Annotated in this window: 8 protein-coding genes; 6 read left to right on the top strand and 2 right to left on the bottom strand. The window is 68.8% G+C overall.

The window, feature by feature from the left end:
* Positions 1-260 (bottom strand): transposase (locus EBH09_RS00040; protein WP_153182564.1); only part of this gene is annotated, 260 nt, incomplete at its 3' end.
* Positions 261-318: 58 nt separating this feature from the next.
* Between EBH09_RS00040 and EBH09_RS00035 the strand changes: the two genes are divergently transcribed.
* The 3 genes from EBH09_RS00035 to EBH09_RS00025 all read left to right on the top strand — a co-directional run bounded on the left by EBH09_RS00035 (position 319) and on the right by EBH09_RS00025 (position 5,660).
* Positions 319-1,029 (top strand): GNAT family N-acetyltransferase, encoded by a 711-nt coding sequence (locus tag EBH09_RS00035; RefSeq protein ID WP_121745059.1) that lies wholly within the window; start codon positions 319-321, stop codon positions 1,027-1,029.
* A gap of 234 nt (positions 1,030-1,263) precedes the next feature.
* Complete coding sequence (locus EBH09_RS00030; RefSeq protein ID WP_114876333.1) at positions 1,264-2,070, top strand: Hachiman antiphage defense system protein HamA; 807 nt, start codon at positions 1,264-1,266, stop codon at positions 2,068-2,070.
* Positions 2,067-5,660, top strand: a complete 3,594-nt coding sequence (locus EBH09_RS00025; protein WP_121745057.1) for a DEAD/DEAH box helicase — start codon at positions 2,067-2,069, stop codon at positions 5,658-5,660. Before EBH09_RS00030 ends, EBH09_RS00025 begins: the two co-directional genes overlap by 4 nt.
* A 137-nt stretch (positions 5,661-5,797) precedes the next feature.
* Here EBH09_RS00025 and EBH09_RS00020 read toward each other — a convergent pair whose 3' ends face one another.
* Positions 5,798-8,302, bottom strand: coding sequence for a DEAD/DEAH box helicase (locus EBH09_RS00020; protein WP_121745056.1), 2,505 nt, complete (start codon positions 8,300-8,302; stop codon positions 5,798-5,800).
* Positions 8,303-8,551: 249 nt separating this feature from the next.
* Between EBH09_RS00020 and EBH09_RS37615 the strand changes: the two genes are divergently transcribed.
* From EBH09_RS37615 to EBH09_RS00010, 3 genes are all read left to right on the top strand, one after another.
* Positions 8,552-8,704, top strand: a complete 153-nt coding sequence (locus EBH09_RS37615) for a hypothetical protein (protein ID WP_193776034.1) — start codon at positions 8,552-8,554, stop codon at positions 8,702-8,704.
* 385 nt (positions 8,705-9,089) lie between these two features.
* Positions 9,090-9,326: a hypothetical protein gene (locus EBH09_RS37415; RefSeq protein WP_153182563.1), complete on the top strand. Its 237-nt coding sequence runs from the start codon at positions 9,090-9,092 to the stop codon at positions 9,324-9,326.
* Positions 9,327-9,504: 178 nt separating this feature from the next.
* Complete coding sequence (locus tag EBH09_RS00010) at positions 9,505-9,753, top strand: DUF6199 family natural product biosynthesis protein (RefSeq protein WP_345940914.1); 249 nt, start codon at positions 9,505-9,507, stop codon at positions 9,751-9,753.
* Positions 9,754-10,637 lie beyond the last annotated feature (884 nt).

The raw sequence follows: 10,637 nt of genomic DNA, 5'->3' as shown, positions 1-10,637 counted from the left end.
GCATCCTCGGCGGCCTGGATGCGAGACAGCAGCATTCTCCACGTTCCATCCGCTGACCAGCGGCGATGCCGCTTATAGACCGTCTCCCAGGGCCCGAACCGTTCCGGCAGATCCCGCCACTGCACACCCGTCCGCACCCGGTAGAGCACTCCGTTGATCACCCGACGGTGATCGCTCCACCGACCTCCCCGCGCACCACCAGGAGGTAAGAACGACTCCAGCCGAGCCCATTCCGCGTTCGTCAGATCCCCACGACCCATGAAGCCAGCCTGACCCCAACACCCCGCCCCAGTCAGGAGATCCGAGAAACAGCGCCTAATGGAGGCGTGCCTCCATGCCAGTCACCCAATCGACCGGCACGGCCACATGCCAACCCGATCCGAGAGGAAACTTGTGGGACGGAACAAGCCCGGCAAGCCCCGACGCCGCCGCCCCGACGAACTGCCGAACGACATTCAGATCAGAGACGCCCGTCCCGGAGAAGGCAAGGCATTCACCGACCTCGCCGCGCTCGCCATGGAAGGACACGGCGCCTTCGACGACCGGGAAGCCATGCGCGAAACCATTGACGAAGGCGGACCCTTCACCAGCCAGTTCGGGACCGGCCGGTTCGTCTTCCTGGTGGCCGAGCACACGCCTACCGCGCGCATCGTCGGCATCTCCTCCAGCATCCCGCCCCTGTCCGTCCTCGGCGGCATGGAGCGCGACAGAGCAGACCCCATCGCCCTGGAGGCGACCGCGATGGCGTACGTCAAACTCCGGGCCCTGGCCGTCGCGAACGACCACCGCCGTCAGGGCATCGCCTCCGCGCTCCTCACCAGGGCAATGGCGATCCACCGCGATCACCGCGCGTTCTTCATGTACGGGCAGTTCACGGCCGGTGATGCCGCCCTGACCCGGTTCTACCAGCGCCACGGGTTCACCATCCACGCCCCGGGCGAGCCGGTCATCCTCGCTGGCGGTTCCCGACACCGTGATGTCGGCGCTTCACCGCTTCCCGGCGAGCAGATGTTCTCGCGCGCGATCTGACCCGAAGCGCCCAGCAGCAGGCATCGCCGCCGCCCGCCGCACGGGCCTGGTAGGCCCGCAGTCAGCCACGGGATGGTCCGCACGCTGCCGCAGTACCCCTGGCTCTGGATCCTCACCGCTGTTACTTCTTGGCCCGCCAGCACTCTGAGACGGAGACCGACGGTCCGAGCTGGCCTAGCCTTATCCCAGGTGCGTTCGCCGACCAGGCGCGGCGCCGGGGGAGGGCAAGGGCGCGTGTTCGACAAGTGGCTCAGGCCGCAGGACGTAGAGCAGCCGGACGGGCTGCTGGGGTACCAACTGCTCGCCGACGAGGGGCTGATCGAGGACGACGAGCTTGTCGAACGGCTGGGCCACGAGGTGATGCGCAACTACCTGGTCCCCGGTGAGCTCGCCAACGTCTTCGACGACCTGGGCGCGCCGGAGGTCGCGGGCTACCTGCGGGTGAACAAGTTCCCCGTGGACCGCAAGATCCGGCACGGGGACTTCGGGGAGATCATCACCGGCGCCCTCTACCGCAGGGTGCGCCGCTGGTGCGTCCCGGTCCTGAAACTGCGCTACAAGCAGACCCCGGCCCAGGCCGTGCAGGGCACGGACGTGCTGGCGTTCCGCTTCCGGCAGGACCCTCCGGCGATCGCCGTGCCGGAGGTGAAGACCCGCGCCTACCGGGACAACCGGGTCGGCAGCGAGGCATACGACAGCCTGGAGAAGGTGCTGGACAGACTGGACGAGAGCATCCACTTCCTCATGGCACGCTGCGCTGACCGCGGACAGGTGTTCCTCGCACGCCGGCTCGGCTCCCTGCTGCGCGATCCAGGGCGGCGCCGGGTGGAGCGGCACATGCTCTTCGTTCACGACGCGGGGTCGTGGAAGGAGGACATCGTGGCCGGGCTCGGCGTGAAGGTGACCCAGCGCACCGAGCTGACCGTGGTCAAGATCGACGATCTCAAGGAGTTCGTCGGCCGCGTCTACGAGGCGGCAGAGACGGCCCCCAGCACCACCAGCAGCGGCAAGGACAGCGGAACGGCGGCGGGAACAGCGTGAGGGACGACGACGGGACTGTACGGCGCCTGGGTGAAGAGGCACTGGCCACGGGAGAGGCATCCCCGGTCCTGCGCAAGCAGCTGCGCTCCCACGTCCTGGCCGAGCAGATCAGCGCCGAGGGAACGGCCGGCTACACTTACGACCCCGCTGCGCTACGCCGCGACCTCTCCCTCGCCCGGCTCGGGCAGCTGGCCCGCACCCCTCGCGAGCGCCGCGCGGATCCGGGGCCGCTGCCGGACATCGCCCAGGCCTACGCCGACCTCGCAGCCCGGGCTAACACGCCAGAGGCACGGATCGAGCTGCTGGCGATCTCGGCGACGATGTGGAGCCTGGCCGGCTACCAGGCCAACGCCACTGCCATCGCCCACACCTTCCAGCAGGAAGTCGGCAACCTGTTCTCCTACGGGGACATGCCCGACACCGACGCTCTGACCGCCGCCGCCCCGTTCCGGATCGCCGAGGCCGCCGGCGCGGTCCTGCGCCGCGACATCGACACCACCGCCCGGCTCGGCGCCGCCGCAGCGAGCGAACTCCCACGCCTCGGCCGCGCACTCACCGCCCAACTCGCCGCTGGTAACGCCGAGCAGGCGGACCTTGCCGTGCTGGCCGCCTACGGCCTGGTCGGCCGCTCGGCACGCTCCCTGGCCACCCTGTGGCGTACCGGCGACCGCACGGCCGGGCGCGCCGCGATCAGTGACCTGAAGCAGGCCGCAGCCATCCTCCTCCAGGCCTCCGTCGTGGACACCTGGACCCTGGTTGACTCCCTCGCCCACGCTGTCGAGGACATCGTCGCGACCTCCCCGTGGCTCCTGCTGCGTCGCGCCTCCACCTGGTCGAGGACCTGGGAGCGCTACCTCAAGGCCCTGATCGTCTCCGACCGCCCGCTCACCCAGGTCTGGCCCTCCCAGCGCACAGCCCTGGACGCCGGACTCCTCGACACCCGGGCCCACAACTTCACGGTCACCATGCCTACCTCCGCAGGCAAGACCCACATCGCCGAATGGGCCATCCTCCACGCCCTCGCCGACACTGGCGAGGCCGACGACAGCCCCCTCGGACTGCTCCTGCGCTTTATGGACCCGCCACTGGCCGTCTACGTGGTGCCCACCCGCGCGCTCGCCGCCCAGGTCGAGCGGCACCTCGCCGCCAGCCTCGAACTCGTCGGCCTGCGCGTCTCCTCCCTCTTCGGCGGCGCCGAACACGTCCGCTACGAGAACCAGCTCCTGGACTACACCGACGTCCTCGTCGTCACCACCGAGAAGCTCGACCTGCTGCTGCGAAACACCCCCGAGCTCGCTGGCCGGCTGCGCCTGGTCCTCGTCGACGAAGGGCACTCCATCGACCGGTCCGCCCGCGGGCTCCGCCTGGAGATGGTCCTCACCCGGATTCGCCGCACCACCCCGCAGGCGCGGATCGTCCTGCTGTCCGCGGTCCTGCCAAACGGCGAAGACATCGCCCGCTGGCTGGAGCCCACCGCCGACGGCACCAACCACGCGAAGATCGACTGGTCGCCCTCCCAGCTACGCACCGGGATCTTCTGCTGGCAGGGGCAGGAGAAGGACGGACAGACCGGCAGCATCCACTACGGCACCGCCCAGGGCAGAGACTTCTTCGTACCCAAGGTGCTCACCCGCCACCTCACCCGCAGCCGACTGTCCCCGCGTGCCACCAAGGACGTCGCGGCCGCACTGGCGCTGCACTTCGAACGCCTCGGCCCAGTACTGATCTCCACCACCCAGCCCGCCTACGCGCAGGCCGCCGCGCGCGCCCTGCAAACGGCACTGCAAAAGACCGACACCCCGGTGCTCGGCGTACGGAACCAGCAGGATCAACGCCTGGCGCTCTCGGAGCGGATCGCCGAGCACCTCGGCGAGGACCACGAACTCACCGTCATGGTGACCCAAGGCATCGCCTACCACCACGGCACGGTCCCGCAGTCCGTCCGGCACCTGCTGGAGCGCGCGTACCGCGACGGCGCACTGCGTGTGCTGTGCGCCACCAGTACCCTCTCCCAGGGCATGAACCTGCCAGTCAAGACCGTGCTGGTGCACAGCACCTGGCGGAACCAGGAGCAGATCGGCGTCCGCGAGTTCTGGAACGCCGCCGGTCGAGCCGGTCGAGCCTTCCAGGAGACCGAGGGCCACGTCGTCCTCATCGCCAAGGACGCCGAGGACGCCCGAAAGCTTCGGCGCCGCTACCTAGACAAGGGCAACATCGAACGGGTCCTGTCCACCATTGGTGCGCTCTACCACCGCCTCGCCATCACGAGATTGGGCGCCCGCCCCGCCCCGGGACAGAACCTGACGGACATCGAACTGCCCGACCCAGAAGAGGGAGAGCTGACCGACTGGGCGCAGGCGCTCGATCTCCAGCTCCTGACGATGCTTGCCGAAGAAGTCGTGGACACCCCCGACCAGCAGCTGCTGGAGGACGCGGCACACGACCTGCTCGCGCATACCCTGGGCGGCCACCAGATCGGCGCCCAGGAGTGGTCCCTCAAGCCACTCGCCCGGTTCACCGCCCGCCGCGTTGCCGCTCTCGCCCGACAGCTTCCCGACCCGGCCGCCCGCGCGGCGATCCTGCGCACAGGACTGAGCCTGCAAGGCGGCCTCGACGCGATCATCGCCGCCGAGCAACTCGCGAATACCTTCACCGAGCACCCCGGCCTCCTCGCCCCCGCAACATGGCCAGCCCTGCGCGACATCGTCCTGACCGCCGCCACCACGATCCAGGAACTCCGCCGGAGCGCCACTGCCAAGGACCGGCCGATCGGGGCGGTCGTCCCTCTCGCCGGTGACTGGATCGCCGGCTGGACGCTCCAAGAGATCCACAGCCACTACGAGCTGCTCCTTGACGCCAAGGACATCACCGTCACCTCGGACTACATCGACAAGGTGATCGTCCAAGATCTGGCCTGGGCCGTCTCCTCGATCCTGCAGATCCTCGAGACCCGCCACGGCATCACACCCGAAGGCTTACTCGCCGCCCTGCCGGCCATGCTCAAGTACGGCGTTGACACCGCCCCTGCCTGCTACGCCGCCAGCCTCGGCATCCACCAGCGCAGCGAGGCAATCGACCTGGCCGCACGCTGCCCTGTTCTCGAGCCGTCCTTCTCCGATTTCACCGGCTGGCTCGGCAACCTCACCACCGACGAGATCACCGCCATCACCAACCCCAGCACCGCGTCCCTGCTCATCCGCAGTGCCGAGCGGCGCAGCCCTCGCACCGTCCAGAAGACCATCCTCAGCGGCCGCGGAACATTCACCACACCCCTGCGCGGCGTCCGGCACACCTACAGCGATGGGTACCTCGCCGACCTGCCTGCGGGAACCGTCCTTGACCTCGTTCGCGATTACGACAACCCGACTGACCCAAACGCCATCCGGGTCGAGCACAACGGCCTTCCTCTCGGCTGGATCGCCAAGGGCACCGCCCGGCCGCTCGCGCTGGCCCTCGACGACCGGCCCGCCCCCTTGGTCACGGCTATCCTGCACACCGACACCCGGTCCCTCGCTGACACCGCAGGCACCGACCAGCTGGCTGGCTACGATCAGATCGATCTCACCATCACCATCAGTCCCAGGGCATAGGGTTCGCAGCCGTCACACGCATCACTTTGCCGCCGACGCCGTCGCAGACAGAGTCCTGATGTCCGCCCCCGCCACACCGCCGTCCGTTCTCTGGGCCCGTGCAGATCACCCTGCCTGCACGGGTCCGCTGCTTGTCGCTACGACCAACGCATCCCGATCGCGGACAGCTTCTCCATCCGCTCCGGCGTCAGCGTCGCCGCCCGGGAGCGCTGGTTCCCGATCCAGGCACCCAGCTTGTGCTCCCGCTCCTGCTGGTCCTCGCCGACGATCCGCTCGACGTGCTTCCTGGGGACCTGGAGGTGGCCCTCGCGCTCGTAGAACTGCTTGGCGGCCTCGTAGTTCATCGCCCACTTGTCGGCCTGCGTACGGCGCGGCTTCGGCTTCTCGTCCTCGCTCGCGGGCTCGATACCGAGGACCTGCTCGCACAACCACTGCTGCACGGTGGTGAGCTGGTCCCAGCCGAGTCGGACCGACTGCACCCATCGCCCGAGGTCCTCGCCCTGGCGCACGACGTCGCCCGCCTCGGTGGGCAGCGCCTCACCGGCGTCCAGGTGCATCCTCACCAGGTGGAAGCAGCGCTGCCAGGTGACCGGCCAGCTCGGGCACCAGGAGGCGTCGATCTCCTCCAGCTGCTCGCGCCGCTCGTCCGACAGCGCCCCGGCCGACGATTCCACCGGCAGCCCCTCGGCACGCCGCTGCTCGATCTCCTGCGCCTTCCGGGCGGCGGCCCGCGCGTTCTTCAGGAAGATGCCCACCCGGTATCCCTGGTAGGTGGCGTCCAGCGGGGCCAGGAGGTGCCCGTATTCGGCCGCCCACCCGCGCGCGGCGGACAGGCCCTCCTCCCACGCGACGTCGAAGTGGCTCCAGATCATGCCGAGCTTCTCCAGCTGCGCGACGCGGTCCTCGTCCATGTCGCCGCGGGCGTAGAAGCGGCGAGCGTCGGCGGTCCACTGCCCAAGCGGGAACCCGGCGAGCGAGGCCGGCCACCCCTCGCCTTCCGCCTCCTGGTCGTCGACGGCGGGCACGCGGAACGTGAACGGCACGCGGAGGTCGCCGTGCAGCCGGTTGTAGATGACGGCGGCCTCCACGCCGCGCCGCCAGTGCTCGTGCTCCGGGTTGAGGACCCGCAGGTTGATGAACGCGGCGAGCGCGGCCGGGTCGCGGGGCGTGGAGAACTTCAGCAGGGCCTTGGCGGGGGCGCTGACGCCCCCGGAGCCCTCGCCGCTCCCACCCGTGCTCTTCCCGCTCTCGTCCTTGCTGACGGGCTTGTAGCGGCTTGGGGCCTGCTGCTCCGCGAGGCTCTCCACGATCCTCGCGTCGTGCGCCCGCAGCGCCTCCAGCAGCTTTGCCAGACCGCCGAACGCCCGGCTCGTCAGCATGTTGTCCGCCGTCTCGCCCGGCCCGAGCAGCACCGGCACCACGAGCGAGGCCACCTTGCCCTCGCCCGGCTGCATCCGCAGCGCCCGCCCTACGGCCTGGACCAGATCCGGCATGGAGCCGCGCACATCCGCCCAGTACACGGAGTCGCAGTTCTTGGTATCGACGCCCTCGCCCAGGACCTTCACCGAGCACAGGAAGCACTTCTCCGCGATGGTGCCGTTCGTGGCGATTCCGGCGGCGAACTCCCCGAGCAGCCGGCGGCGGTGGAGCGGCTTGTGGTCGCCGCACAGCCAGTCCGCCCAGATCGTCTTCGGGTACAGCTCCGGGTCGGATGTGTGCAGCTGCGCGGCGACGTCGGGGAGGCCGGCCGCGAAGGCTTCGGCTTCGCGGATCTGGTGGTGGAAGACCAGCGTGCGGCGGAAGCCCTCTTCCGCCGACGCCTTCACCAGGGCGGTCTGCAGAGCGGCGAGCCGGGCCCCGCGGACCTCTACCGAGCGGCCTTCGGCGCCCAGGAGCTGCGTGGCCTGGAGCGAGGTGTCGGTGACGTCCACGCATACGACCTGGTAGGGGGCACAAATTCCTCGGTCGATGGCCTCCGAGAGGGTCAGGGTGAACGCCCGGCTGCCGAAGGGCCCGTCGGGGTCGTCTTCCATGCTCGCGACGAGCTCGCCGGGGGCGCCGGCCTCGTCCTCGTCCCCGAGCTGCCACAGCCGGGGCGTGGCCGTCATGTAGAGGCGGCGCAGGGAGGGGATCTTTTGGTTGTCGTGGACGACTGCCCACGGCTTCCCGATCCGGCCCGAAACGCGGTGGGCTTCGTCCACGACGATCAGGTCCCAGGCCGCGAGGCCCCCGGCGTGTGCCCGCTCCAGCGTGCCCAGACCGAGGCTGGCGTACGTGGCGTACACGGTCACCTTCTCCAGGCCCCGCGTCCACTCCACCAGCTCGTCCACGTCCGTGGTGTTGGGGAAGGACACCTCCTCACCCCGCAGCGAGGACACCCCGATCATCGGCCCCCGGCGGCCCCCCTCCCGCCACGCAGCCTCGGTCTGGGCAAGCAGGTCCAGCGAGGGCACGAGCACCAGCACACGGCCCGCGTGGAGCTCCTCAGCGCTGCGGACCGCCACCAGGGTCTTCCCGGACCCGGTCGCCATGATCACCTGCGCACGGAGCCCGCGCTCGGGTACGCGCGATCTTGCAGGAAGTTCGAAGGAACGAAGCACTGAGTCCACGGCTTCCCGCTGGTGGGGGCGGAGTTCCTTCACGGTCTTTTCGCTTTCCTTCTCATGGCGGTGATGTCTGCACGGTGCGCCGTGGCAACCTGCATGTACAGGGATGTTCCCGGTAACAGCGATGCCACTGTCGGCCAGCCGACAGAAGTCGGGGAAGCGGAGCATCGGAGACAAGTTCGACGCTAGTAGTGATGCCGATCCATTCCAAAGTCTATCTGGTACAAAGAATGAAGCGTAATTCCCTTACCGATCTAAGTAAGAGCGTTCGCGTTGCTGTGGCGCATGCTGCTGATCGACACGGTCGTGGGCGATGAAGGCACGGCGGCGGTCGTGCGGGTGGCTGCGTGCGCAGCCATGTTCGTGATGTTCTTCCTCGGCACCCTATGGACCCTCCGCCGTCACCGACAGGAAGAGACGATGCGGCTCCGGCACTAGCGTCCGGTGACCCCTTGTATGAGAAATGACGGTTGATGCGCTCGCTGCCTGGGGGTAGCCGATAGGCATGGCAGACCATTCGTACCGGTTACCTGAAGGTCAGGCCGAGACGCTACGGAGGATGCGGTGGGTGCAGCTCACAGTGGCTGTCCTCATGCTGGTCTGGTTCGGACTGGCGTTGCGGCGGGGGGAGTACGGGCCCGCGAGATTCAACCTGTGGTTCCCCGGAGCCTGCGCGTTGATCTGGCCGGCTCTCGCGGCCCAGAGTTTCATCCGGCTGAAACGCCATCAGGACGCGACCCAAGTAGAAGGCGATAGCTCTTCCCTGTAACAGCTCGGACCCGGTGCGGGGCTCGTTGGGCGTGTTCCCGGGTAACCGGTCGCCATGCAGACACGGGAATGGCTGGCCGAGTGGCGGTCTCGGCGATGGGTGCGCTGGACGGCTGCAGTGGCCGTGTGGCTTGCCGCTTACGGGACCGCCGCGGTGGTGTGGCGCACTGTTACAGGCAGAACGTGGCTCGACGCGCTCGCCTTCGCGGTTCTCGTGGCCGTGGTCAACGTGGTGGCGCAGTGGGTGGCGAACCGGGCCAAGAGGAAAGCAGCAGCGCGCGACGGTCAGTGAGCCAACCCCTCATTGCAGGGGTTCCCTTCCCGGACCGCAGGCCGGCCCGTTAGCAGCAGTGGCTCGGCCGGTGGCTGGAGCGCAGCAGAGGCCATCTAGCAGGCGTTCACCTGGACGGTGTCCTCCGTTACTTGCTCCGGGGCCGGGGCAACCGGCCTTCATGAGTCCCAATGCGGTAGTGCAGGCTGCCACGGACAGTGATGGCAGCAGCCCGGTATTCGTCCTGGTCTTGTGCTTCTTTCTGGTCATGGGGGTGATCCAAGTCGTACGCCCCCAACTGCTCTGGAAGGCCAACGCACGCCTCCAGAGATGCTGGGTGAAGAACCCCGAGGCGACCGAGCCCACAAGCAAGGGTTACGCAATGAACCGGGCGGTCGGAGTGATCTTCCTGGGACTCGTCATATGGATGCTGATCCAGCAGCTCTAGCCCACACCCGACCTCCCCTGCAGCGGTTCGGTCGGCAGGCCTGTTCGGCAGCGACCCCGCGGCAGCAGGGCCGACCCCTTGATGTCCCATAGCGCTCTGGATGTCATGAGTCGTTGTATTCATGTGTGGTGGTCTTCCCGCGCGTCACACTGCCTTGGCAGTGACAGACCATCAGGAGGGGCAGGCGTGATGAGTGCGCGTAGGACCGTAGCAGTGGCGTTGTTGGCGGCTTTCGGGGCGGTGGGCGCAGGGGCGGTGCCAGCCGCGGCGGATGGTGGTCTTCTTCCTCATCCCGGGCCTGAGGGTTTGGTGTGGGTGCCGGAGTGGACGGGTGATGGCGGGGTCGCGTCCGGTGGGGCATGGGAAGGGCTGCCGACCGTGCTCACGGTCGCCTGTGAAGGCGGAGGCAGTGTGGCGGTGACGATGGAATCGCAGCAGGCACGCGTGGCTGAGTTTTCGGTGGACTGTCCTGCCGGCAGAGCGGGTGTGGGCTCGGTGACCATGGACCCCGGGGTCGTGCAGCGAGGTTCTTTCACTGTGGGCGTTGACGCCTCGGATGACAGTGTCCGCTGGGCTCTGACTGTGACCCAGCCCGAGTAGAACCGGCCCACCCAGCACCCTCTCCTCACTGCCCGGGCCGCAGGCCCGTTGCCGTGCCCGCGCAGCGGGTGCGGTCGGGTGGCTGGAGCGCAGCGGAGGCCACCCCCCATCGGGGCGTAGGCCCCGCGCTCCGGGAGCGCAGCGGACGGAGCGTCACCGGCCCGGCGCAGCCGGGCCGGTGGTCGGGACGCGCAGCGTCCCGCTCCGCTCACGCGGAGCGTGAGCGCAACACCCGCGCGCAGCGCGGGTGTTCGCTTGTACATCGCGCAGCGATGTGGTACCCG

The sequence above is a fragment of the Streptomyces sp. E2N166 genome, assembly GCF_003671715.1.
GTDB classification, from domain to species: Bacteria; Actinomycetota; Actinomycetes; order Streptomycetales; family Streptomycetaceae; genus Streptomyces; species Streptomyces thinghirensis.
This window is presented reverse-complemented; position numbering and strand designations above follow the sequence as displayed.

Excerpts from the sequence above, each read along its gene's own strand:
- EBH09_RS00035 (WP_121745059.1), top strand. The coding sequence starts at position 319 with ATGGAGGCGTGCCTCCATGCCAGTCACCCAATCGACCGGCACGGCCAC.
- EBH09_RS37615 (WP_193776034.1), top strand. The coding sequence starts at position 8,552 with ATGCTGCTGATCGACACGGTCGTGGGCGATGAAGGCACGGCGGCGGTC.
- EBH09_RS37415 (WP_153182563.1), top strand. The coding sequence starts at position 9,090 with ATGCAGACACGGGAATGGCTGGCCGAGTGGCGGTCTCGGCGATGGGTG.